The 23,295-nt window shown below is 71.4% G+C and carries 22 protein-coding genes and 1 pseudogene; 6 read left to right on the top strand and 17 right to left on the bottom strand.

The window, feature by feature from the left end; genetic code table 11:
• Positions 1-789: pseudogene (locus tag ACWPOB_RS23130) on the bottom strand (type VII secretion-associated protein); the annotation flags it as partial.
• Complete coding sequence (gene eccCa / locus ACWPOB_RS23125) at positions 771-4,754, bottom strand: type VII secretion protein EccCa (RefSeq protein WP_455402241.1); 3,984 nt, start codon at positions 4,752-4,754, stop codon at positions 771-773. The pseudogene ACWPOB_RS23130 and the gene eccCa, both read right to left, overlap by 19 nt.
• A 220-nt stretch (positions 4,755-4,974) precedes the next feature.
• Between eccCa and eccD the strand changes: the two genes are divergently transcribed.
• Positions 4,975-6,453 (top strand): type VII secretion integral membrane protein EccD, encoded by a 1,479-nt coding sequence (eccD, locus tag ACWPOB_RS23120; RefSeq protein WP_455402240.1) that lies wholly within the window; start codon positions 4,975-4,977, stop codon positions 6,451-6,453.
• A gap of 1 nt (position 6,454) precedes the next feature.
• A complete protein-coding gene (gene mycP, locus ACWPOB_RS23115; RefSeq protein ID WP_455402239.1) occupies positions 6,455-7,843 on the top strand; it encodes a type VII secretion-associated serine protease mycosin in 1,389 nt (462 codons plus the stop codon).
• On the opposite strand, the gene eccB is transcribed toward mycP, so the two are convergent.
• The gene (gene eccB / locus ACWPOB_RS23110) at positions 7,810-9,264 is read right to left on the bottom strand and encodes a type VII secretion protein EccB (RefSeq protein WP_455402238.1); all 1,455 of its coding nucleotides are present in this window, start codon (positions 9,262-9,264) and stop codon (positions 7,810-7,812) included. The two genes, mycP and eccB, sit on opposite strands and share 34 nt — an antisense overlap.
• Before the next feature lie 105 nt (positions 9,265-9,369).
• Between eccB and eccE the strand changes: the two genes are divergently transcribed.
• Complete coding sequence (gene eccE, locus ACWPOB_RS23105) at positions 9,370-10,986, top strand: type VII secretion protein EccE (RefSeq protein ID WP_455402237.1); 1,617 nt, start codon at positions 9,370-9,372, stop codon at positions 10,984-10,986.
• Positions 10,987-10,996: 10 nt separating this feature from the next.
• Here the strand turns inward: eccE and ACWPOB_RS23100 are convergent, their stop codons facing one another.
• Positions 10,997-11,563 (bottom strand): NADPH-dependent FMN reductase, encoded by a 567-nt coding sequence (locus tag ACWPOB_RS23100; RefSeq protein WP_100056269.1) that lies wholly within the window; start codon positions 11,561-11,563, stop codon positions 10,997-10,999.
• Positions 11,564-11,581: 18 nt separating this feature from the next.
• A complete protein-coding gene (locus ACWPOB_RS23095) occupies positions 11,582-12,163 on the bottom strand; it encodes a TetR/AcrR family transcriptional regulator (protein WP_100056270.1) in 582 nt (193 codons plus the stop codon).
• A gap of 57 nt (positions 12,164-12,220) precedes the next feature.
• Here ACWPOB_RS23095 and ACWPOB_RS23090 point away from each other — a divergent pair, with 57 nt between their 5' ends.
• Both ACWPOB_RS23090 and ACWPOB_RS23085 read left to right on the top strand, forming a co-directional pair.
• Entirely contained in the window at positions 12,221-13,363 is a 1,143-nt protein-coding gene (locus tag ACWPOB_RS23090) for an acyl-CoA dehydrogenase family protein (RefSeq protein WP_100056271.1), read from the top strand.
• 191 nt (positions 13,364-13,554) lie between these two features.
• A complete protein-coding gene (locus ACWPOB_RS23085; RefSeq protein ID WP_455402236.1) occupies positions 13,555-13,722 on the top strand; it encodes a hypothetical protein in 168 nt (55 codons plus the stop codon).
• Positions 13,723-13,996: 274 nt separating this feature from the next.
• Here the strand turns inward: ACWPOB_RS23085 and ACWPOB_RS23080 are convergent, their stop codons facing one another.
• From ACWPOB_RS23080 to infA, 9 genes are all read right to left on the bottom strand, one after another.
• Positions 13,997-15,001 (bottom strand): alpha/beta hydrolase, encoded by a 1,005-nt coding sequence (locus tag ACWPOB_RS23080; RefSeq protein ID WP_455402235.1) that lies wholly within the window; start codon positions 14,999-15,001, stop codon positions 13,997-13,999.
• 91 nt (positions 15,002-15,092) lie between these two features.
• The gene (gene truA, locus ACWPOB_RS23075) at positions 15,093-16,037 is read right to left on the bottom strand and encodes a tRNA pseudouridine(38-40) synthase TruA (protein WP_100056273.1); all 945 of its coding nucleotides are present in this window, start codon (positions 16,035-16,037) and stop codon (positions 15,093-15,095) included.
• Positions 16,038-16,042: 5 nt separating this feature from the next.
• Positions 16,043-16,615, bottom strand: coding sequence for a 50S ribosomal protein L17 (gene rplQ, locus ACWPOB_RS23070; RefSeq protein WP_100056274.1), 573 nt, complete (start codon positions 16,613-16,615; stop codon positions 16,043-16,045).
• A 31-nt stretch (positions 16,616-16,646) separates the two neighbouring features.
• Positions 16,647-17,708: a DNA-directed RNA polymerase subunit alpha gene (locus tag ACWPOB_RS23065; protein ID WP_006947180.1), complete on the bottom strand. Its 1,062-nt coding sequence runs from the start codon at positions 17,706-17,708 to the stop codon at positions 16,647-16,649.
• Positions 17,709-17,810: 102 nt separating this feature from the next.
• Positions 17,811-18,416: a 30S ribosomal protein S4 gene (rpsD, locus tag ACWPOB_RS23060; protein WP_006947173.1), complete on the bottom strand. Its 606-nt coding sequence runs from the start codon at positions 18,414-18,416 to the stop codon at positions 17,811-17,813.
• Positions 18,417-18,437: 21 nt separating this feature from the next.
• On the bottom strand, positions 18,438-18,851 hold the full coding sequence (gene rpsK / locus ACWPOB_RS23055) for a 30S ribosomal protein S11 (protein ID WP_003938066.1): 414 nt from the start codon (positions 18,849-18,851) through the stop codon (positions 18,438-18,440).
• Positions 18,851-19,219 (bottom strand): 30S ribosomal protein S13, encoded by a 369-nt coding sequence (gene rpsM / locus ACWPOB_RS23050; protein ID WP_003938067.1) that lies wholly within the window; start codon positions 19,217-19,219, stop codon positions 18,851-18,853. The genes rpsK and rpsM overlap by 1 nt, the downstream gene beginning before the upstream one ends.
• A 244-nt stretch (positions 19,220-19,463) precedes the next feature.
• On the bottom strand, positions 19,464-19,577 hold the full coding sequence (gene rpmJ / locus ACWPOB_RS23045) for a 50S ribosomal protein L36 (protein ID WP_003938068.1): 114 nt from the start codon (positions 19,575-19,577) through the stop codon (positions 19,464-19,466).
• 91 nt (positions 19,578-19,668) lie between these two features.
• Positions 19,669-19,890 carry a translation initiation factor IF-1 gene (gene infA / locus ACWPOB_RS23040; RefSeq protein WP_003886926.1) on the bottom strand — a complete coding sequence of 74 codons (222 nt, stop codon included), beginning with the start codon at positions 19,888-19,890 and terminating at the stop codon, positions 19,669-19,671.
• Between the two features lie 172 nt (positions 19,891-20,062).
• Here infA and dtd point away from each other — a divergent pair, with 172 nt between their 5' ends.
• Positions 20,063-20,500 (top strand): D-aminoacyl-tRNA deacylase, encoded by a 438-nt coding sequence (gene dtd / locus ACWPOB_RS23035; protein ID WP_100056275.1) that lies wholly within the window; start codon positions 20,063-20,065, stop codon positions 20,498-20,500.
• A gap of 81 nt (positions 20,501-20,581) precedes the next feature.
• Here dtd and map read toward each other — a convergent pair whose 3' ends face one another.
• Genes map through secY form a run of 3 tightly spaced genes read right to left on the bottom strand, consistent with a single transcriptional unit; the run spans position 20,582 to position 23,253 of the window.
• On the bottom strand, positions 20,582-21,379 hold the full coding sequence (gene map, locus ACWPOB_RS23030; protein WP_006947169.1) for a type I methionyl aminopeptidase: 798 nt from the start codon (positions 21,377-21,379) through the stop codon (positions 20,582-20,584).
• Between the two features lie 18 nt (positions 21,380-21,397).
• Positions 21,398-21,943 (bottom strand): adenylate kinase, encoded by a 546-nt coding sequence (locus ACWPOB_RS23025; protein ID WP_100056276.1) that lies wholly within the window; start codon positions 21,941-21,943, stop codon positions 21,398-21,400.
• Positions 21,940-23,253 (bottom strand): preprotein translocase subunit SecY, encoded by a 1,314-nt coding sequence (secY, locus tag ACWPOB_RS23020; protein ID WP_455402234.1) that lies wholly within the window; start codon positions 23,251-23,253, stop codon positions 21,940-21,942. Before secY ends, ACWPOB_RS23025 begins: the two co-directional genes overlap by 4 nt.
• Positions 23,254-23,295 lie beyond the last annotated feature (42 nt).

The raw sequence follows: 23,295 nt of genomic DNA, 5'->3' as shown, positions 1-23,295 counted from the left end.
TTTTTTTCCTCCCTCCCCCCCCGCTACGCCCCAACGGATCCGGCGAACGGGCCGGGTCGACCGGGAGGCCGGCACGGTGTGCAGCCACTGTGGGAGCGACTCCGTGTCCCCCGGCGGGACGGCCTGGGGGTCCGGCACCGCGGCCAGCACCTCGGACGCGGCGACCGGTATCACCCGGATGCCGCGGCCGAGCCGCTCGGCGATCCGCTCGCACAGCGGCATTCCGGGCGGCTCGCCCGGAACCCCCGTCACGAGGACGACATCCGGATCGACGGAACCGCACACGTTTCGCATCAGCCGGTCCAGCCGCTCGGCTCCGGCCGGCGAGTCGAGCAGTCCCTCGTCGAGGTCGGGGTCCCGCGCGATGCGGTCGACGTCGCCGCCGTCGGGGGCGCTCAGCACCGCCATCGTCACGCCGGCGCCGTCGACCTCCGCGACCGCGCATCGCTCGCCGTCGCCCACAGGCGCGGCGCGGCGCGCGGCCACCGCAGCGGTCAGGAGGACGGCGTTTCGCGCGACCTGCCGGGCGGCCGCGTGCAACTCCTCCCGCCGACGCTCGCCCCACTCGGTGGGATGCACCACCACCACCGTGTCGAGGCCGGCCGGCGCGCCTGCCGTCGCCGCAACGTACCCGAGCAGGGTCGCCAGCGGCGCATCGTCGTCCGTGGGGACACGGCCGGGAGCCGATGCGGGAATCGTCACGGTCCGATCGGACCGCCGCGCGTACACCCGCCCCGGGACGACCTGCAGGTGCAGCGCGTGGACGTCGCTCATTGCGGCGGCAGCCACGCCGTCTGCACCAGCGCCTCCCCGTCGCGTTGCACGAGGATGCCCCGCCCGGGCGGCATCGGGCGCGGACGCGCGGTGCCCACGAGCGCCCCCTCCTCTCGATTGCCGCTCATCACGAGGCCGGCCGCCGACAATTCCCGCAGCCGCGCGATGACCGGCTCGAAGAGAGCCCGCCCGGCCCCACCGGAGCGGCGCGCCAGGACGAGGTGCAGCCCGACGTCCTTGGCCTGGGGCAGGTACTCCAGCAGAGGCGTCAGCGGCGACTGGCTCGCGGCGGAGACGAGGTCGTAGTCGTCGACGACGACGAACACCTCGGGTCCCGACCACCAGGAGCGCTCACGCAGTTGCTGCTGGGTGACGTCGGGACCGGGCATCCGCCGCTCGAACACGGCCGCGAGGTCGCGGGCCATCGCCGACAACGTCACCGCGGACGGCGCGTAACCGCCGAGATGCTCACCCTCGACGACGCCGAGCAGGGTGCGCCGATAGTCCCCGACGATGATGCGGGCCTGGGCGCCGGTGTGGGACTCCATGAGGCTGCGGCAGATGCCGCGCAGCACGGTCGTCTTGCCGCAACCCGAGTCGCCGAAAACGAGCAGGTGAGGCTGCTCGGAGAAGTCGATCCCCACGGGTGCCAGTTCGGCTTCGTCGATGCCGACGGGCACGAACAACCGCCGCTCCCCGGGCGCGCCACCGGCAGCCGATCGGTCCGCGAGGGCCGCGAGCACGCCGGCCCGATCGACGCGATCGGGAAGCATGCGCACGGGCGGGGCGGGGCGGCCCGGTGCGGCCGCGGCGACGGCGGCCACCGCGTCGGCCAGTCCCGCCGCGAGGTCGACGACCTCGGAGCTACCGTCCACACGCGGCAGTGCGGACAGCACGTGCAGCCCGTGGCGGTCGATGCCCCGGCCCGGGCGGCCCTCCGGCACCGCCGCCGCCTTCTTGCGGCCGTACTCGGAATCGGCGGGGTCGCCGAGGCGCAACTCGAGGCGGGTCCCGAGATGGTCCCGCATCGCCGGCCGCACGTCGCCCCACCGCGGCGCGGTGAGCACCACGTGGATGCCGAAGGACAACCCCTGCGCGGCCAGCACGCCGACCTGCGGCTCCAGCGCCTCGAAGTCCTGCCGGATGCTGGGCCAGCCGTCGATCACGAGGAACACGTCGCCGAAGGCATCCACGTCCGCGGCCGGACCGACGCCGTCCCGGCGGCGGCGCAGTTCGGCCATCGACTCCAGGCCCAGCTCGCCGAAACGACCCTCCCGGCGCCGCAGCAGCGCGGTCAGTTCGGCGATCGTCCGGCGCACCCGGTCGGCGTCGAGCCGGTTGGCGACCGACCCGACGTGCGGAAGGCCCGCGAGACCGGCGAGGGATCCGCCCCCGAAGTCCAGGCAGTAGAACTGGACCTGCTCGGGAGTGTGCGTCATCGCCATCGACAGGACGAGGCTGCGCAGCACCGTCGACTTGCCGGAGCGCGGCCCTCCGACGACGACCACGTTGCCCGCCGAGCCGGCGAGGTCCACCATCAGCGGATCCCGCCGTTGCTCGAACGGGCGGTCCACGATGCCGATCGGCGTGCGCAGGGTGCTCCGCGTCAGCACGTCGCCGGTCAGCAGAGACCGCGGGACCAGTCGGTCCAGGCTCGGCGCCGCGTCGAGGGGCGGCAGCCAGACCTCGTGCGCGGGGGTGCCGTGACCCCGTACCCGGCCGATCAGGACATCGAGCACGGAGCGACTCTCCTCCGTCGGGACCGGATCCACGCCGGGCTCGGCCGGTCCGGGAACCGGTTCGAGGGGTGCGAGGGGCACCTCGGCCGTGGTGAACAGCCGCGGCCGGGAGGTCGACGTGCCCGGCCTGATCACCGACCGGCCCGAGCGGCGGGGCTCGTAGGGACCCGACACGTAGGCGGCCGCGAACCGCACGATCTCCGCCGAGTCGCACTTGAGGTATCCGGCGCCCGGCGACGGCGGCAGATGGTAGGCGTCGGGAACTCCGAGAACGCTTCGGGACTCGTTGGCCGAGAAGGTCTTCAAGCCGATCCGGTAGGAGAGGTGGCTGTCGAGTCCGCGCAGCCGGCCCTCGTCGATCCGCTGACTGGCCAGCAGCAGATGCATGTGCAGGGATCGTCCCAGCCGTCCGATCGCGGCGAAAAGATCCGCGAATTCCGGTTGTTGCGTGAGCAACTCGGAGAACTCGTCCACGACGACGAACAACGCCGGCAACGGAGCCAGCGCGGCACCGCCGGCCCGGGCGCGCTCGTAGTCGCCCACATTCGCGAAGTTCCCTGCCGCGCGCAGCAGTTCCTGCCTGCGGTTCATCTCGCCCTCGAGGGCGTCCTTCATCCGGTCGACCATGGCCAGTTCGTCGGCGAGGTTGGTGATCACCGCCGCGACGTGCGCGGCCGACTCGAGCCCGAGGAAGGTTGCGCCGCCCTTGAAGTCGACGAGGACGAGATTCAGCGCATCGGGGGGATGCGTCGCGATCAGACCGAGCACCAGGGTCCGCAGCAGTTCGGATTTCCCGGACCCGGTGGCGCCGATGCACAGTCCGTGCGGCCCCATCCCGCCCTCGGCAGCCTCCTTCAGATCCAGTTCGACCGGTGCACCCTCGGTTCCGATTCCGATCGGCACGCGCAGCCGGTCGCGGCCCCGCCGCGGCGACCACGCCCGCCCCGGATCGAACTGCGCGACGTCACCGAGACCAAGCAGGTCTTCCCATGGCGCCGAACGATTCTCCCCGTTGCCGGACTCGGCGACCCGCTGGGCGGCGCGGTACGGTGCCAGGCGCCGCGCCGCCGTCTGCGCCTGCGCGACGCTCGCTCGGTCCGGGACCGCGAAGGTCTCCACGCGCTCGCCGGCGCGCGCACCCAATCGTCCGTCACCGACGACGAGTTCGAGCCCGCGGGTGGCCGACAGCCGGGGCATCGACGCGGACAGGTCCAGGATCGTGACGGAGTCGAGCCCGTCGTCGAGGATCCCCGACCCGGAGCCGGGTACACCACCGTCGAACACGATCACCAGTTGGGGCACACCGTCGACCGGTGGGGTGTTGCGGACGAACCGGCCGCGGCCCGTCAGGCGGTCGGCGAACGCGGTCTCGAGATCCCGGACCGAGCCGAACACGGTGCGGGCGCTGCCCGCACCGTCGGCGATCTCGGGGTTCTGGGCGTGCGGCAGCCACTTGACCCACTCCCACTCCGGGGCGGTGTCCGGACCGCACACCACGGCGATCCGCAGCACGTCCGTGCTGTGGAAGGTGCACAGTTGCAGCAGCATCGCCCGCACCAGATCACGGGCCGCGGGGCGATCGCCGCCGAGCGACACCGCCGCGAACCCCCGCAACGCCACCGCGGTCGGCAGGGCCGGTACGACCGAGTGCGCGCGCACGAACCGGCGCAGCGACACGGCCGCCACCGGTTCGAGGTCCTCGACGGGACCCGTGTCGGGGGCGACCAGCCGGGTTGCGAGGCGCTGGCCGCTGAGCCCGACCCGCACGTGGCAGAAGTCGGCGTCGGCTCCGTCGCGTTCCCACATGCGCACCGTTCCCGCGAGCGTCCACAGCACGGCCGGGTCGGGGTGCGTCCACTCCAGGGCACTCCGCTGCCGGTCTGCGGTGTCGTGGACCTCCCGCCGGAGCTGATCGAGATATCGCAGGTAGTCCTTGCGGTCCTCGTCGGCCTCGGCCGCTTTCGCCCCGCCTCCGCGGCCGCCGCCGGCGAGCATGCCCACCATCGAGACGACCATCATGAGCGGGAAGACGAGCGACATCGGGCTTCGCGCCATCCCCGAACCGAACATCAGCGCCACCATGCCGATCATCGCGGCGACCATCACGACGGGCAGCAGCTTCGCCAGGAGATTTCCCGGCGTCGAACGCGGAATCTCCGGCGGGGCCTGCATTCTCACCTCGCCCGCCGGTACGCGTGGCACCTCGCGCCGCGGCCTGCGCACGAACCGCACCGTGCTCACACCCCACCCCCGACCCGCTCACCGTGCCGGCCGTCCTCGCGACGGCCGTCCCCCCACGGTCGACGAAGGGTAACGCACACCTGCGACATCGGCACGCGGGCGGGCGCGAAGACGGCCTGCGCGAAGCGATGTCGTATCGTCTCCGCGAGGTCCGGGCGAAACGGGTAGGCGAGCCCGGCCCGGACCGCAGCACGGTCGGGGGACGACGGGGGGATGGACGATGACGGCTGCGCACACCGAACCGGGGCGGATCGGCGCGCCCGAACTCTGCCGCGTGACCGTGCTGGCCCAGCACACACAGGTCGACCTCGCGTTACCCGCGGACGTCCCTGTCGCGCTGCTCGTGCCGGGGGTCGTCGATCTCATCACCGCCCACCGGTCCCACAACGACTTCGACACCTCCTCCGAGCGGGTCGAGCCCGAGGCGTGGGCGCTGGCCCGTCTCGGATCGTCGCGGCTCGCCGCCGCGCTGAGCCTGCACGAGCACGGCGTCCGGGACGGGGACCTGCTGGTGCTCGAGCACGCGTCGGCACCGGCGCCACCCCCGCTGTTCGACGACGTGACCCACAGCGTCGCGACGGCGGACGAGGCCGGCGCGGGCCGCTGGTCGCCGCGTGCGGCGGCCGCGGTCGCGGCGGTCGTCGCCCTGTCCGCGACGGTCGTCGGGGTGGGGGCCCTGCTGCGACTTGCCTCCCCGGACGGCCGGCTGGCCGCCGGTGCCGGCTGCGCCGCGCTCGCCGCCCTGCTCCTGCTCGCCGGGATCCTGCACGGGCGGGCCCGCGACGACCACCGTACCGCGGCGCTTCTGTGCGCCTGCGCGGTCCCGGCCGCCTTCGCCACCGGAATTCTCTTGGTGCCCGGCTCTTTCGGACCGGCGCACCCGATGCTCGGGGCGGTCCTGTCGGGGGCGGTGGCGACCCTGGTCCTGCTGCTGACCGCCGTCGGAAGGGCGCCCTTCACCGCGGTCGCCGCCGTCGCCGCGACCGCCGCGGCCGCATTTCTCGTCGCCGCCGCGACCGGGATTTCCGCCTCCGCGGTCGGCGCCGGCGTCGTCGTCACGGCCCTGCTGACGGTGACGTTCGCACCCCGCCTCGCCGTGAAGTTCGCCGACCTGCCGTTGCCGCCGGTGCCCGGTCCCGGGACCGGGGCCCCCGCGCCGCAGACCGAGGACGGCAGGGACGGACCGGACTCCCCGGACGGCGGGGACCGGTCACTGCCCGATCCGAGCGAGCTGACGGCGGCCGCCGCGCGGGCACGCGACCACCTCACCGGACTGATCGGTGCGGGCGCCGTTCTCGCCGTCGCGGGCGCGTGGTGTGCGGCGGCGCCGCTGTCCGGCGACGGTCTCCGCCGGCCCGGCACCGCCCTGGCCGTCGCCGCGGCGGCGGTGATCATGCTGCGCGGCCGCACCTACACCGATGCGCGCCAGGCGACGTTGCTGGTGGCAGGCGGCGCAGCCGTGCCGGTGGGCCTGCTCGGCGCGGCCGCGGTCAGCGGGTCCGCGCCGCCCGTCGTCGTGTTCGCCCTCGCCCTTGCCGTCGCGACCGCAGCGCTGGTGTTCGGCGTGGTCGCGCCGCGGCGAGCGTTCACGCCGGTGCAGCGCCGCGCCGCCGAAGTGGTCGAGTACGCGGTGATCGCGACGATCGTGCCGTTGGCCTGCTGGGTTACCGGGCTCTACGCCGCCGTCCGCGGGTTCTGACGTGGCCCGCGGCGCACGCCTCCTCGTCGTCGCCCTGGTGCTGACGGCCTCGTCCCTCGGAACGGCCCCGTCCGCCGCGGCGGAACCTCCGCCCGTCGATGCCGGGCGCCTGCCCCCGCCCGGGGAACCCGGGCCCGTCGACGACACCGGGCAGCGTTCGCCGTGTACCACGGTCGACGTCGCCGGCGACAGCGCCTCGATCCCGGAACCGCAGCGCGTGCTGAACTTTCCGGCCGTGTGGCCGTTGACTCGCGGGGCGGGGCAGCTCGTGGCGGTGATCGACACCGGGGTGGGCCGGAATGCGCGGCTGCCCGGGTTGGTACCGGGGGGCGACTATGTCTCCTCGGGCGACGGGACGCAGGACTGCGACGCCCACGGGACCCTGGTGGCGGGGCTCGTCGCGGCGCAGCCGGTCGCCGGGTCGGGGTTCGCCGGTGGCGCCCCGGATGCGCGGATCCTCACCGTGCGACAGTCCAGCCGCCACTTCTCGGCGCGACGGTCGGATCCCGCCGATCACGATGCGCGCACGTCGCCCGGCTACGGCAACGTGCGCACGATGGCGATGGCGGTGCGCCGCGCCGCGGACCTCGGCGCCACCGTCATCAACATCTCCGAGGTCGCCTGCGCGCCGGCCGCGGAAGGCATCGACGACCCCGAACTCGGGGCGGCGGTGCGGTACGCGACGGAGGTGAAGGACGCCGTCGTCGTGGCCGCAGCCGGAAACGTGGAGGACCGCTGCCAGGGGTCGAACCCGCAGGGGCTCGATCCTCTGCGGCCGGGAGACGATCCGTGGCGCGCGGTCACGACCGTGGCCTCGCCGGCCCGGTACGACGACTACGTACTCACGGTCGGCTCGGTCGAGCCGGACGGGTCACCGTCGAGCTACAGCCTGCCGGGACCGTGGGTGGACGTCGCCGCGCCCGGCAGCGGGGTGGTTTCCCTGCATCCCACCGCGGATGCCCTCGTCGACGCCTACCGGGGAGCCGAGGGCCCGGTGCCGGTGTCGGGCACGAGCTTCGCCGCGCCGCTCGTGGCCGCGACCGTCGCGCTGGTGCGGGCGCGGTTTCCGCACCTCGATGCCCGCGCCGTGGCGATGCGGATCGAGGCCACGGCGCACGCACCGGCGGAGGGCTGGAATCCGCGGGTGGGCCACGGCGTGATCGACCCATTCGCTGCGGTGACCGCCCCGCCGACGGAGCGGCGTCCGCAGGCGCCGGCCTCGGTGGCCGTCGCGGCGCCGATACCGCGGACGCCGCCGGATCACCGGCCCAGGGACGTCGCGGTCGTCGTGGCGGCGGTGGTGCTCGCGGTCCTGGGGGTGGCGGCGTCGGCGACCGCGCCGCTGCGGCGCCGTCGTCAGCGGCCGGCGTCGATCGGCGCCGGGTCGTGATCCGGCGCGACACCGTCGTGGGCGACGAGTGCCTCCGCCCGCCCGAGTGCAGGACCCGGCGCGAACAGTTCGACGATCTGCCACGGCGCGGGCACCGGTTCGGAGAATCCCAGGGCGGTCGCGGCTTCTGCGTCGACGATCCCGTAGCGCACGCCGGTGTCGGCCACGAAGAAGAGGGCGCCGCGCCGCGCGCTGTCCGGCGCGACGGAGGTGGTCTGCACGAACGCCCCCCGGCCGGGCGCGAGGTAGGCGCTGTCGGCCTCGGGCCCGGCGCCGTCCGCCTGGGCCAGGGACACCGGCACCGCGCCGTCGGGCAGCGGCAGCGCGGAACCCGCCGACACCTCGACGACGGACCGCGACTGTTCGGCCGCGCCGACCCCCGGCGTCCACGTCAGGCAGGCGACGGGACGGTCGCGGGCATCGACGACGGTGGGCACGGTGGCGGGAAAGGTGTCCACCGCGAGACCCCGTACGGTCGGAGCGTCGCGCAGCAGGTCCGGCGCGACGGCCGGGATCTCCGCGGCGCCCTGCGAGTCGGTGAAGTGGACGATCTGCGCTGTCGCCTCGGACACCTCCTGCACGCCGTCGCGCAGCACGACGTAGAACCTCTTCCCGTCGGGCACCGCGACGCGGACCACCGAACCGACGGTCAGCGATCCGATCGGATAGTCGGGTTCGCCGCCCGCACCGGGGATCCGCGGGGCCTCGAGCCGCGGCACCTCCGGGATCGCGGCGAGCAGGCCCGGTCCGACGGGACGTCCCATGCCGGCATCGATGCCGAGGACGCGGGTGAGTGCCTGGTCCGCCAGATCCACCTCGGCGCGGGAGCCGCGGTAGACCAGATGGTGCCTGCCGCCGGCGGCGACGAGCAGAGCCTCGTCGTCGGCGAGGGGCCGCGCGCCGTCGCCGTAGGCCGGCTCTCCCGCGGCGACGGTTGTTGTGACGAAACGACTTCCGTCGGTAGCCGCGGTGTCGCACACCGTCCACGGCAGCGGTGCCGCGACGTGTGCCAGCGCGGACGGCGCACCGGGGATACCGACGAGGGGACCCCGGGGCCGGGTTTCGAATTCGCCGTCGGCGACGACGGTGGGCGCCTCGGGCCGCCCGAGCACCAAACGGGCAGAGGCCAGGTTGAGTACCGGATGGAAGGCGCCGTCGATCGCGACCAGCATCGCGCCGGAATCGCGTCCCACCACGATCGCCGCGTCACCGATCCTGTCCTGCGGGCGGAGCAGGGCGAGCGCGGCACAGCCGGCGAGGCCGACACAGGCGAGGACGACGCCCACCGCCAGGGCACGCGACTGCGACCGCATCGGGTCGTGGATCATCCGCACGTCTCGCCGCACCAGTGCATGTTCCATGCGGCGCACCAGAAATCGGTAGCCGTTGACCTGCCAGCGCGTGGTCGGCTGCGCTCCCATCGATCCTCCCCCGTACGACGCCCCCTCCGCCGCAACACAGTACAGTTCCGTCCGGGAACGTCGGGGGGACCGGGCCGTCGCTCGGGTGGGAACGGGGGAATCGTCGTGCAGGATGGGATCTTTCGGAGGCCGCGGCGCCGCTCCGTGGTGACGGTGGTGCGGGCGCAGTGCGCGGCGGTGATCGGCGCGACGACGGCGGCGGCGACGGGCGCTCCGCTTCCCGCTGCGGTGACCGTGGCGGTGCTGGCCGCGGTGGCGGTGGCGGTGCCTGTCCACGGGCGCGACGCCGTCGAATGGGGGCGGCTGTGGTGGCGGTTCCGGCGCCGTTCGCTGCGGTCCGGCCCGGTAATCGTCGACGTCGCGGCGGGCGACGATCGACCGGTCGGGGTGTGCTGGGACGGCACCGCCGTCGTCGCGGTGGTCGAGCTGGTGCCGACGGCCGGCGAGCTCACCCGGCTGACACGAGATCGGGCCGAACCGCTGCGCCGGCTTCCGCTGGCCGCGATCGCCGCGTGCCTCGCCACGCACGACGTCGGCCTCGACGGAATCGACGTCATCGTGCACGGCAGCCGGGTGTGTGACGAGACCGCCGCCGGGGAGGCGTACGAGCGCCTAGTCGGGCCGCTGCCCGCCGCCGCCACCCGCACCGTGTGGCTCGCGCTGCGGTTCGACTCCCTCGCCTGCCCGGTCGCGGTGGCCCGGCGTGGCGGCGGCTCCGAGGGCGCGGCGCGCGCGGTGACCGCCGCGGCGCGGCGCGTCGTGCGCGCGTTGGCGGAGCAGCACCACACCGCGAGGATCCTCGGCGCGGGAGAGATCGCCGGAGCCGTGGAGTCCGTCGCCGGGTGCGCGGATCCGGCGTTGCTCGAAGAGGATCAGGGCGCAGTACGGCTTCCCGGCGGTTACAGTCGCGCCGCGGTGGTGGAGCCGGGGCACCTCGACCGGGCGATCATGACCCGGGTCTGGTCCGAGCCACTGTCGTCGGCGACGATCGCGGTACGGCTACGCCCCGGCGCCGAGCCGGGAGCCGTGCGGGTGGGAGCGTCGGTGCGCGGCACGAGCCGCACGCCCGAGCCGAGGCTCCGGATGCCGGGCACCCGACGGCTGTGGAGCCGCGAAGTGGACGGGCTGCTGGCGTCGATCCCGACGGCTGCGGTGGGGCTCGAGGATCTGATCCCGCTGCGCACCATGCACCTCGCCGACGTCGACGCCCTGGCGCTGCCGGTGACGGGATGCGGGCAGCTGCTCGGCGCGGACGAGTCCGGTGCGGCCGTGTCCGTCCGCCTGACCGGCCGGGGGGTGCGCACCGTGTATGTCGCCGGGGAGCTGTATCTGGCGCAGCAGGTGGTGTTCCGGGCGGTGGCGACGGGCGCCCGCGTGGTGATCCACACCGATCGCGCCCTGGCCTGGCGTCCCCTGCTGGCCGCGGCGGGTCCGGACCGGTTGCGGTTGGCCGGCGCCGATCGGGGCTTCGACACGATCGTGTACGACGGCGTGCGGCCGGCGACGGTCCCGGCCGGGACGACCGCGATCCACGTGCACGCACACCCGGATCGGTGGCCGCGCGAGCGCCCGGACGTGTCGATCCTGCAGCCCGGAGCGGCCGGCGATCGGGTGGTGCTGGCGGTGGGTGGCCGACGGCTGTCGCTGTCGTTGGTGAGCATCGACGCCGAGGCCGCGTACATCGGCCGTCCGCGTGCCGCGGACCCGGCGCCCGCGCGCTGAGCCGGGTCCGTCAGCCGGGGTAGGGCTGGGCGGCCCGCCCGGCGCGCACGGTCCGCGCCCACCAGGCGAGCTGGTTCAACATGCGCTGCGCGGCGTCGATCGCGGCGCCGTCGGTGGTGGTGCCGTCGGCGGCGAAGGCGTGCTTGACGCGGTGGAAGCTGACCGATTCGCGCACCGGGACCATGTGCACCTCGACGACGACCTGCCGGAGTTGCTCGACGGCGCGCAACCCGCCGGAGAGCCCGCCGTAGGAGACGAATCCGATTGGCTTGGTGCGCCATTCGCGTTTGACGGTGTCGATGGCGGTCTTGAGGGCGGCCGGGTAACCGTGATTGTACTCGGAGGTGACGACGGCGAATGCGTCGGCCGCCTCGATCCGCCGGGTGAACGCCTCGACCTCAGGGCCGCCGGAGAGATCCTGCGGCAGCGGGGTGTCGGCGAGGTCGAGCACGCCGACGTCGAACTCGGGGCGCTGCCGTGCGGTGGCGGCGAACCAGTCGGCGACGACGGGGGCGATCCGTCCGGCGCGCACGCTGGCGACGACGATCTCGAGACGAATCGGGGCTTCGGCGTCCATGGGCCGATGGTAGGCGGCTCAGGTGGTGAGGCCGTGGGTCAGGAGAGCGGCGAGTTCGCGGTAGGCCTGGGCGTCCGGCAGGCCGGTGGCCTCGGCGACGTGGCGCTGCTGGATGCGGACCATGACAGCGGCGACGACGTCGGCGACGAACGCGGCGTGCACGTCACGCAGTTCGCCGGCGGCGACGCCGTCGGCGATGAGGTCGCGGACGCGTTCGGCGGCGAGGCGGGTGTTGCGTTCGTAGACCTCGCGGGCGGTGGGGGCGGCGGCCATGTCCTCCATGAACTGCGCGGAGGCGGGTTCGAGTTGCCGGCCGACGGCTTCGAGGTAGGCGCGGATGCGGTCGGCGGCGCCGGTGTGGCCGTCGAGTTCGGCCTCGACGCGTTCGGTGGCGCCGCGGAAGAAGTGCACGGTAGCCGCGCGGACGAGGCGGTCCTTGCTCTCGGCGAGGGTGTAGAGCGTCGACTTCGAGCAGTGCAGGCGGGCGGCGATGTCGTCGAGGGTGAAGTGGGCGAAGCCCGCGGCGAGGAACAGGGCGACGAGCTGGTCGAACAGCTGCGCCTGACGTGCCGTGCCGCGTCGGATCCCCGCTCTTGTCATACTTCATACAGTACTGCAGTATCGTTCTCAGTACTATTTCCGATCGAGGAGTCTGCCGTGCCTGTCGAGCGCCTGCTGCCCACCCCCGAGGCCTACGACCTCATCGAACTGACCCGCGACGTCGCGGACAAGGTTCTCGCCCCGCGGGTCGTCGAACACGAGCGCACCGAGACGTTCCCCGAGGGGGTCTTCCCGGCCCTCGGCGCGGCGGGGTTGCTGAGCCTGCCGTACCCGGAGGAGTTCGGCGGCGGCAACCAGCCGTACGAGGTGTACCTGCAGGTGCTCGAGGAGCTCGGCGCCCGCTGGGCGGCGGTTGCCGTCGCGGTGAGCGTGCACGGACTGTCGTGCTTCGCGCTGGCCACCCACGGCACCGACGAGCAGAAGAACAAGTGGCTGCCGGACATGCTCGGCGGCGACACGATCGGCGCCTACAGCCTCTCCGAGCCGCAGGCCGGGTCCGATGCCGCGGCCCTGGCCTGCCGCGCGACGGCCGTGGACGGCGGCTACCGGATCTCCGGATCGAAGGCGTGGATCACCAACGGCGGCAAGGCGGACTTCTACACGCTGTTCGCCCGGACCTCCGACGCCGGCTCGAAGGGCATCTCCTGCTTCCTCGTGCCGGCCGGAACCGAGGGCCTGAGCTTCGGCAAGCCCGAGGAGAAGATGGGTCTGCACGCCATCCCGACCACTACCGGCCACTACGACGACGCGTTCGTGCCCGGCGAGCGCCGCATCGGCGCCGAGGGCCAGGGCCTGCCGATCGCGTTCAGCGCGCTCGACTCGGGCCGGCTCGGCATCGCGGCCGTCGCGGTGGGTCTCGCGCAAGCCGCGCTCGACGAGGCCACCGCATACGCCAAGGAGCGCAAGGCGTTCGGCAAGAAGATCATCGACCATCAGGGACTCGGGTTCGTCCTCGCCGACATGGCCGCCGCGGTGGACTCGGCCCGCGCCACGTACATCGATGCCGCGCGCCGCAAGGATGCCGGCCTGCCCTACTCGCGGCAGGCGTCGGTCGCCAAGCTCGTCGCGACCGACGCGGCGATGAAGGTGACCACCGACGCCGTACAGGTGCTCGGCGGCTACGGCTACACCCGCGACTTCCCCGTCGAACGTTTCATGCGGGACGCGAAGATCACCCAGATCTTCGAGGGCACGAACCAGATCCAGCGGCTGGTCATCGCGCGGCACCTGGCCGGCTGACGGTACGAACTCCCGGCAGCGCCGGGGCGCGAACTCCCGGCGGTGTCGGGGCGCGAGCCCACGGCGGTGTCGGGGCGCGCGGCCGTCCTCCCCGGCGGCACGCGCACCCCGACACCGCCCGGATAACTCACGCCCTGGAATCTGAAACATCTTCCTGTCAGATTTCGCGAACCACCTGCTACCGTGCGCCGGTGGACAGACATCGTAGGCGGGGCCGCAGAGCCGCGGACCGGGTGGAGTGGGCGGCCGACGCCGCGGACACGGTGGCGACACTCGCCGAACTCGGCGTCCTGTTCCTGCGGCTCCTGTCGCTGCCGTTCCGCGCGGTGGCGGCGCTGCTCCGGATGATCGCGGACTGACCTCCGAGCCCCGCCGTTCCCATCGGTATCCTGCGTCACATTTTCTGGGCAAAGCGGACAGCCTGTACTTAGATCTTGGTTGGACGTACGTCCAGGATTTGTACATCGACATCGGAGGTAATCCCCATGCTGCTCGGCTCGCTCGGCTCCCTGGTCGACCACGTGCTCTCCTTCCTCAGCTGGCTGATCTGAGAGACGCCTCGACGCGTAGCGAAGGGGGCGAGGTCATCCGACCTCGCCCCCTTGCTGTTTCCGTCACTCGTGCCGGGCCGCGCTACGCGCCGATCGCCTCCGCGAGGATCGGCCAGGACTCGTGCAGCGCGTCCTGCCAGTAACCCCACGAGTGCGTGCCCTGCGCGCCCGTGCTGAAGGTCGCCTCGATCCCGAGTTCGCCGAAGGTCCGCCGCAGCCGCTCGGTGCACTGGGCCGTGGCCGCCTCGATGGATCCGAGGACGACGAGGTCGACCGGATCCACCTGCCCGCCCAACGCCGCCTCGTGCGGGCCGGGCACACCGCCGCCGGACGAGATGTACAGCGTCGTGCCGCGCAACTTCTCCGCGTTCAGCGCCGCATCGTTGGCGATCCACCCCGGTCCGCCGATCGGCCCCCACATGTTCTCGACGTCGCCGCCGCCGAGGGTGACGACGGCCTCCACGTAGCTGCGCCCCGGGTCGCTGCTCGTCTGTGCACACCCGCTGTAGGACGCCACCGCCTCGTACAGCCCCGGCGACTGCTGGGCGAGGGCCAGCACCGAGCTGCCCGACATCGACATCCCCGCAACGGCGTTGCGGCCGTCGGCGCCCAGCACCGCGTCGACGACCGGCGGCAACTCCGACGTCAGGAACGTCGTCCACCGGTGCCGGCCGAGCTTCGGGTCGTCGCGGATCCAGTCCGTGTAGTACGCGAAGGCGCCGCCCACGGGAGTGACGACGTTGACGTTCTTGCCGTCGAAGAACTCGCGGACGTCCGTCTGGTCCCGCCAGTTGGCGGCGTCCTCACCCCCACCGGCGCCGTTGAGCAGGTAGAACGTCGGCCGCGCCGCGGAGGTGTCCGCGGGCCGGATCACCTCGACCGGGATCACCCGGTCCATGGACGGCGAGTACACGTGCAGCACCCAGTCGCGCGCGGTCCGCTCCTCCACGTGATCGACGTAGGCACCGGCCGGGTCCGCATCCGCAGCCGGCTGGGCGACCGCCGGTGCCGTCAGCAGCGACGTCGCGGCGAGCAGTGCCACCGCCACCGTCGCGCCCCGTCGCCGGATCGCAGGCATGTCGAGCAATGGGTGCCTCCCTCTCACACGCCGATCCCCCGGCCGGGCCGGCCGGGGGACGTGCTCGTCGGAACATATCACCGGCCTGCCCGGCCGCGGGTCAGCAGCAGCCAGGGCTGATGGGCCCGCGCATCTCGCGGGTGGCCGCGTTGCGCGCCGCGAGTTCGTCGTCGGCGGGATAGTCGACGCCCACGAGACTGAGCCCGTGTGCCGGGGCCACGGCCACCGCCGCGGCACGCTCCCGTTCGTCGAGCAGCGCGGTCATCCATTCGACACTGCGCCGCCCCTCCCCCACGGCCAGCGCCGCGCCGACGAGGCTGCGCACCATCGACCAGCAGAACGCGTCCGCGCTCACGTGCGCGGTGAGGATCACGCCGACGCCCGGAGCGGAGCCGGCCTCGCGACCGCCGGACACCGTCCAGTCGAAGCGCTGCAGTTCGCGGACCGTCGTCGCCCCGTCGCGCCGCTTGCAGAAGGCCGCGAAGTCGTGCAGGCCCAGCAGCGACGTCGAGGCCGCGCGCATCGCGTCCACGTCCACCGGCTTGGGCCATGCGACGGTGTCGCGGGCCCGCAGGGGGTCCGCCCCGTAGACGGCGGTGGTGAGCCGGTACTCGTAGTGCCGGCGGATCGCCGAGAAGCGGGCGTCGAAGTGCGGCGGGGCGACGGAGATGCCGGTAATGCGGACGTCGCGGGGCAGGAACCGGGCGAGACGGCGCACCAGGCGGACGGGGTCGTCCGGAACCGCGGCGGTGGGGACGTCGACGTGCGCGACCTGACCGGAGGCGTGCACCCCGGCGTCGGTGCGGCCGGCGACGGTGAGCTGCACCGGCGTGCGCACGATCGCACCGAGCTTCTCCTCGATCTCCCCGCACACCGTCCGCCGTCCGGGCTGACGCGCCCAGCCGGAGAAGTCGGTGCCGTCGTAGGCGATGTCGAGCCGCAGCCGGGTGGTGTCCACGGCGGCGGAAGGGTTCTCGAAAGCAACGGGCCCGCCGCCCCCGTGGGGGGCGACGGGCTCGTTCGCTTCAGCGGATGCCGAAACCAAGTGGACTAGTCCTTCTTGGCCTCGTCGGCGTCCTCGGCGTCAGCCGCGGTGGCGTTCTCGTCCTCGATCGCGTCGACGACGGCGTCCGCGTTCTCGACCTGCGCGTCGGTGGCGTCGGCCTCGACGGCCTCGACCACATTCTCCTCGGCCGGAGCCTCGGTGGCCGGCGCGCTCTGCGAGGCGGCGACGCGCCGGGCGCGGTCGGCCTCGGACGTGACCGTCTTCTCCTTGACGAGCTCGATGATCGCCATGGGAGCGTTGTCACCCTTGCGCGGCATCGTCTTGACGATGCGGGTGTAGCCGCCGTTGCGGTCCTCGTAGAACGGGCCGATCTCCGCGAACAGCGTGTGGACGACGTCCTTGTTGCGGATGACCTTCAGCACCTCACGACGGTTGGCCAGCGTGCCGGCCTTCGCGTGCGTGACGAGCTTCTCGGCGTAGGGCCGCAGGGCCTTGGCCTTGGCCTCGGTGGTGGTGATGCGGCCGTGCTCGAAGAGCGCGGTGGCCAGGTTGGCCATCAGCGCCTTCTGGTGCGAGGCCGACCCGCCGAAGCGGGCACCCTTCTTGGGCTTGGGCATGATGAATCTCCTAGTAACGGACCGTGAGCTGCTACAGCTGCTCGGTCTCGGCGTAGTCCTCGTTCCCCTCGGCGTCGCCGAAGGAACCGGCGTCCGTGTCGCTCCAGGTACCGGTCGCGGCGTCGTAGCCGGCGACGGTGCTCGGGTCGAAGGACGCGGGGCTGTCCTTGAGGGAGAGGCCGAGCGAGTGCAGCTTGACCTTCACCTCGTCGATGGACTTCTGACCGAAGTTGCGGATGTCGAGCAGATCGGACTCCGTGCGTGCCACGAGCTCACCGACGGTGTGCACACCCTCGCGCTTGAGGCAGTTGTAGGACCGGACCGTGAGGTCGAGATCCTCGATGGGGAGTCCGAAGGAGGCGATGTGGTCGGCCTCGGCGGGCGAGGGACCGATCTCGATGCCTTCTGCTTCGACGTTCAGCTCACGAGCCAGACCGAAGAGCTCCACCAGGGTCTTGCCCGCCGAGGCGAGCGCGTCCCGCGCGGTGATCGAGTTCTTGGTCTCCACGTCGAGAATCAACCGATCGAAGTCGGTGCGCTGCTCGACGCGGGTCGCCTCCACCTTGTAGGTCACCTTGAGCACCGGCGAATAGATCGAGTCGACCGGGATGCGGCCGATCTCGGCGCCGGATGCCTTGTTCTGAACGGCGGGGACGTAGCCGCGGCCGCGCTCGACGACGAGCTCGATCTCCAGCTTGCCCTTGTCGTTCAGGGTGGCGATGTGCAGGTCCGGGTTGTGGACGGTGACACCGGCCGGGGGCACGATGTCGCCCGCGGTCACGGTGCCGGGGCCCTGCTTGCGGACGTACATGGTGACCGGCTCGTCCTCTTCCGAGCTGACCACGAGGCCCTTGAGGTTCAGGATGATGTCGGTGACATCCTCCTTGACCCCGGGGACCGTGGTGAACTCGTGGAGCACGCCGTCGATGCGAATGCTGGTGACGGCCGCGCCCGGAATCGAGGACAGCAGGGTGCGACGAAGCGAGTTGCCGAGGGTGTACCCGAAACCGGGCTCGAGGGGTTCGATGACGAACTTCGAGCGGTCGTCGGCGATGACCTCTTCGCTGAGGGTGGGTCGCTGCGAGATGAGCATGGAGTGCCTCCTTGTGGGCGTCCGCCATATGACGCCCTGGTCGGGGTGTGGTGTCCCCCCGGACCTCGGGAGGACCGGAAGGACACCACGGCGCGAAGCGCCTTACTTCGAGTAGTACTCGACGATCAGCTGTTCCTGCAGCGGGATGTCGATCTGCGCGCGCTCGGGGAGCTGGTGGACCAGCACCCGCAGACGCGGGCCGACGACCTGCAGCCAACCCGGGATCGGGCGGTCACCCTGGGTCTCACGGGCCACCTGGAAGGGCAGCGTGCCCAGCGACTTCTCGCGGACGTCGATGATGTCGTACTGCGAGACGCGGTAGCTCGGGATGTCGACCTTCTTGCCGTTCACCAGGAAGTGGCCGTGGCTCACCAGCTGGCGGGCCTGACGGCGGGTCCGGGCGAGACCGGCGCGGTAGACGACGTTGTCCAGACGCGACTCGAGGATGACCAGCAGGACCTCACCGGTCTTGCCGGGCCGGCCGGCGGCCTCCTCGTAGTAACGACGGAACTGCTTCTCCATCACGCCGTAGGAGAAGCGGGCCTTCTGCTTCTCCTGCAGCTGGAGCAGGTATTCGCTCTCCTTGATCCGCGCGCGGCCGTGCTGGCCGGGCGGGTAGGGGCGACGCTCGAACGCCTGGTCGCCTCCGACGAGGTCGACGCGCAGACGACGCGACTTACGGGTAACGGGACCGGTATAGCGAGCCATGATTCAAACCTTCCTTTCCCGTTAGACGCGACGCCGCTTGGGCGGACGGCAGCCGTTGTGCGGCTGGGGGGTGACGTCGGAGATGGTGCCGACCTCGAGGCCCGCGGCCTGGAGGGAGCGGATCGCCGTCTCGCGGCCCGAGCCCGGGCCCTTCACGAAGACGTCGACCTTCTTGACACCGTGCTCCTGCGCCTTGCGGGCAGCGTTCTCGGCGGCGAGCTGCGCGGCGAACGGGGTCGACTTGCGCGAACCCTTGAAGCCGACGTGGCCGGAGGACGCCCAGGAGATGACGTTGCCGTTCGGGTCCGTGATGGACACGATCGTGTTGTTGAAGGTGCTCTTGATGTGAGCGGCACCGTGCGGGACGTTCTTCTTGTCCCTGCGGCGCGCCTTCTGGGTCTTCTTCGGACCGGTGCTGCGTGACTTGGGAGGCATTACTTCTTCTTTCCTGCGACGGTGCGCTTCGGACCCTTGCGGGTGCGGGCGTTGGTCTTGGTGCGCTGTCCACGCACGGGCAGACCACGACGGTGTCGCAGGCCCTGGTAGCAGCCGATCTCGATCTTGCGGCGGATGTCCGCCTGGACCTCGCGGCGGAGGTCACCCTCGACCTTGTAGGTCTCCTCGATGAACTCGCGCAGCTTGGCGAGATCCTCGTCGGAGAGGTCCTTGCTGCGCAGATCCGGGCTCACGCCGGTGGCCTCGAGGATCTCCTTCGAGCGGGTACGGCCGATGCCGTAGATGTAGGTCAGTGCGATCTCCATCCGCTTTTCGCGGGGAAGATCGACACCTGCGAGACGTGCCATGTGGCATTCCTATTCGGTGTGCGGAGGTCTGCTCCCAGCCCGTCCCCTGCGTCGTGAAACTGTGTGGTCCCGCGGCCCGGCCGAAGCCGGAACGCCGGTAGTCCGAAACACAGTGGGGCCCCGGCCTCCGAACCGGGGGTGTATCGCGCGGCTCCCCGACGAATCGGGAATCGTGACCGAACGACTGGTGCTGGAAGGTCTTCTCTAGCTTGTTGCCAAGCCGATCTTTCGAAGAGCGGGTGGTCTAGCCCTGGCGCTGCTTGTGGCGCAGGTTCTCGCAGATCACCATGACCCGGCCGTTACGGCGGATCACCTTGCACTTCTCGCAGATCTTCTTGACGCTCGGCTGAACCTTCACGGTGCGTCTGATCTCCTGTGTGTACGCCTGCGGCAGAGCACGAGGCATGCCGCAGACATGGTTCTCCCCGACCGTGCGGCCGGGGAAGCTCTTACTTGTAGCGGTAGACGATGCGCCCACGCGACAGGTCGTAGGGCGAGAGCTCCACGACAACCCGGTCCTCGGGCAGGATGCGAATGTAGTGCTGACGCATCTTGCCGCTGATGTGAGCCAGGACCTTGTGACCGTTCTCGAGCTCAATGCGAAACATCGCATTGGGCAGCGGCTCGATCACGCGACCCTCGACCTCGATGGCTCCGTCTTTCTTGGCCATATCCTCCGCGATCCGTGTTGTTCGGCGTGTGGTTGCATCGGTTTCCGTTACCGTGACGCTCGACGTGACCGGCCTGCGGACAACCGCGGGCCGGCGCGCAGGGCGCACCATCGATCTATGTTACGGGAACTTTCCCACCAGGGCCAAATGCCGAGATACGAGGAGGACAGCCGTGCGGGCGTTGGTTCAGCGGGTGACGGGCGCCGCGGTCGCGGTCGACGGGCGCGAGGTCGCCCGCATCTCGCCCCGGGCCGGCGGTCACGGGCTGCTCGTACTCGTCGGCGTGACCCACGACGACGACGCGGCGAAGGCCGCCACGCTCGCCCGGAAGGTGTGGACGTTGCGGATCCTCGAGGACGAGAAGTCGGCGTCCGATCTGGCCGCACCGATCCTCGTCGTCAGCCAGTTCACGCTCATGGCCGACACCCGTAAGAGCCGGCGTCCGTCGTGGTCGGCGGCCGCGCCACGCGCGGTGGCCGAGCCCCTGGTGGACGAGTTCACGACGGCGCTGCGCGGCCTGGGCGCCGACGTGCAGACCGGCGTCTTCGGGGAGCACATGGAGGTGAGCCTGGTGAACGACGGCCCGGTCACCCTCCTGCTCGAGGCGTGAACCGGCGCCCGCGACCCGAGCGAATGTATCGTTCGGCTCCTTCACGGCAGCGAGCGATACATTCGCTCGCCGCCACCGCCGCTACTCCGGGCGCGGTGTGAGGATGCGGGGACCGTCCTCGGTCACCGCGACGGTGTGCTCCCAGTGCGCGGCGCGGCTGCCGTCGGTCGTGACGACGGTCCACTTGTCGCCGAGCACCTCGGTCTCGTAGGTGCCGAGGGTCAGCATCGGCTCGATGGCGAGCACCGATCCCACCACGAGACGGGGGCCCTTGCCGGGCGCGCCCTCGTTCGGCAGGAACGGATCCATGTGCATTTCGCGGCCGATGGCGTGGCCGCCGTAGCCGTCGACGATGCCGTAGCTCCGGCCGTGCGCCGACTCCGCGGCTCGGGTACCGAGCTCGATGGCGTGCGAGACGTCGGTGAGCCGGTTGTCCGGCAGCATCGCCGCAATCCCCGCCTCCATCGACAGCCGCGTCGCATCGCTGAGGTCGGCGTCGGCGGCGGAGAGCTCACCGACTCCGAAGGTCCACGCCGAGTCGCCGTGCCAGCCGTCGAGGATCGCGCCGCAGTCGATCGACACGAGATCGCCCTCGGCGAGGATCTCCGTCGCCGAGGGGATGCCGTGCACCACGCGGTCGTTCACCGACGAACAGATCGAACCGGTGAACCCGTGGTAGCCCAGGAAGGAGGGGACGGCCCCCGCGTCGCGGATGACCGCCTCCGCCACCTGGTCCAGTTCCAGGGTGCTCACGCCCGGTTTCGCCGCCTTCCGTACCGCCACGAGAGCGGCGCCGACGACGGCACCCGCCGCCGCCATCGCATCGAGTTCGCCGGCGGTGCGGAACGGAACCACCTTGCGCTTGCGCCCGAAACCCATCTTCTTGCTCCTGCGTCCTTACTTGCCGAGGGCCGCGAGGGCGCGCGCGTTGATCTCGTCGACCTCGCCGACGGCGTCGACCGTGACGAGCGCATCGGCGTAGTAGTCGAGCAGCGGCGCGGTCTCCTCGCGGTAGACCCGGAGCCGGTTGCGGATGACGTCCTCGGTGTCGTCGGCGCGGCCGCGGGCGAGCATCCGCTCCACCACCACGTCCTCGTCGATGCCGAAGGACAGGACTCCGTCGAGTTGGGTGTCGAGGTCCTTCAGGATGGCCTCGAGTTCGCGTGCCTGCTCCACGCTGCGGGGGAAGCCGTCGAGCAGGAAGCCGTTGGCAGCGTCGGGCTCGGCGAGGCGGGCGCGCACCATGTTGTTGGTGATCTCGGCGGGCACGAGCTCACCGGCGTCGATGTACTTCTTGGCTTCGAGGCCGAGCGGGGTGCCCTGCCCGATGTTGGCCCGGAACAGATCCCCGGTGGAGATTGCGGGGACGCCGAGCTTCTCCGACAGGATGGCGGCCTGCGTGCCCTTGCCGGCACCGGGCGGACCGAGGAGTACAAGTCTCACTTGAGGAACCCTTCGTAGTTGCGCTGCATGAGTTGACTTTCGATCTGCTTGACAGTGTCCAGCGCGACACTGACGAGAATGAGCACCGCGGCGCCGCCGAAGATGCTGGTGGCGGTCTGGCTGCCCGAGAGGAAGAAGTTGGGCAGCGTCGCGATGAGACCCAGGTACAGCGAACCTGGAACCGTGATGCGGTTGAGGACGTAGCTGAGGTACTCGGCAGTGGGGCGTCCCGGCCGGATGCCGGGGATGAATCCGCCGTACTTCTTCATCTCGTCGGCCCGTTCCTCCGGGTTGAAGGTGATGGCGACGTAGAAGAAGACGAAGAAGACGATCAGCGAGAAGTAGATCGCGATGTAGACCGGGTTGTTCGGATTCACCAAGTACTCGTTGATGATCCGCTGCCACCAGCTCGGGTCGGTGGCCGAGGTGGCTCCGGTCAGCTGGGCGATGAGGTTCGGCAGGTACAGCAACGACGACGCGAAGATCACCGGGATGATGCCGGCCTGGTTGACCTTCAGCGGCAGGTAGGTCGAGGAACCGCCGTACATGCGCCGGCCCACCATGCGCTTGGCGTACTGCACCGGGATCCGGCGCTGGCCCTGCTCGACGAACACCACGCCGGTGATGACCACCAGCGCGACGACGAGGACGATGGCGAAGACCAGGCCACCGCGGGACTCGAGGATGGTGCGGCCCTCGGACGGCAGCCGCGAGGCGATGCCGGAGAAGATCAGGATCGACATGCCGTTGCCGACGCCGCGCTCGGTGATGAGCTCACCGAACCACATGACGAGCGCCGCACCGGCCGTCATGACCAGCACGATCACGACCATCCCGAAGATGCTGTCGTCGGCCAGGATCGGTTCGGTACAGCCCTGCAGCAGCTGACCACGGGCCGCGAGGGCGACGATGCCGGTGGACTGCAGCACGGCGAGCGCCACCGCGAGGTACCGCGTGTACTGCGTCATCTTGGCCTGGCCGGCCTGGCCCTCCTTGCGGAGTTCCTCGAATCGTGGAATGACCACCGTCAGCAGCTGGACGATGATGCTCGCGGTGATGAACGGCATGATGCCGATCGCGAACACCGACAGCTGCAGCAGCGCGCCACCGGAGAACAGATTGATCAGCGAGTAGATCCCGGCGGAGTCGCCGCCGCTGAGCTGATCGATGCAGGCGCGCACATTGCCGTAGTCGACGCCCGGAGACGGCAACGTCGCGCCGAGGCGGTACAGGGCCACCAACCCGAGCGCGACGAGGATCTTCCGCCTCAGGTCCGGGGTCCTGAGGGCCGAGACGAAGGCGGAAAGCAAAGATCCTCCTGGCAGGGCGAAACGGGAGACTGTGGATCGACG

It is taken from the genome of Rhodococcus sp. 2H158, assembly GCF_053764755.1.
This window is presented reverse-complemented; position numbering and strand designations above follow the sequence as displayed.

Excerpts from the sequence above, each read along its gene's own strand:
- eccB (WP_455402238.1), bottom strand. The coding sequence starts at position 9,264 with ATGGGAGCGCAGCCGACCACGCGCTGGCAGGTCAACGGCTACCGATTT.
- ACWPOB_RS23100 (WP_100056269.1), bottom strand. The coding sequence starts at position 11,563 with ATGGACGCCGAAGCCCCGATTCGTCTCGAGATCGTCGTCGCCAGCGTG.
- ACWPOB_RS23065 (WP_006947180.1), bottom strand. The coding sequence starts at position 17,708 with ATGCTCATCTCGCAGCGACCCACCCTCAGCGAAGAGGTCATCGCCGAC.
- rpsK (WP_003938066.1), bottom strand. The coding sequence starts at position 18,851 with ATGCCTCCCAAGTCACGCAGCACCGGTCCGAAGAAGACCCAGAAGGCG.
- map (WP_006947169.1), bottom strand. The coding sequence starts at position 21,379 with ATGGGTTTCGGGCGCAAGCGCAAGGTGGTTCCGTTCCGCACCGCCGGC.
- eccD (WP_455402240.1), top strand. The coding sequence starts at position 4,975 with ATGACGGCTGCGCACACCGAACCGGGGCGGATCGGCGCGCCCGAACTC.
- rplQ (WP_100056274.1), bottom strand. The coding sequence starts at position 16,615 with ATGCCCAAGCCCAAGAAGGGTGCCCGCTTCGGCGGGTCGGCCTCGCAC.
- infA (WP_003886926.1), bottom strand. The coding sequence starts at position 19,890 with ATGGCCAAGAAAGACGGAGCCATCGAGGTCGAGGGTCGCGTGATCGAG.
- ACWPOB_RS23095 (WP_100056270.1), bottom strand. The coding sequence starts at position 12,163 with ATGACAAGAGCGGGGATCCGACGCGGCACGGCACGTCAGGCGCAGCTG.
- rpsD (WP_006947173.1), bottom strand. The coding sequence starts at position 18,416 with ATGGCTCGCTATACCGGTCCCGTTACCCGTAAGTCGCGTCGTCTGCGC.
- rpsM (WP_003938067.1), bottom strand. The coding sequence starts at position 19,219 with ATGGCACGTCTCGCAGGTGTCGATCTTCCCCGCGAAAAGCGGATGGAG.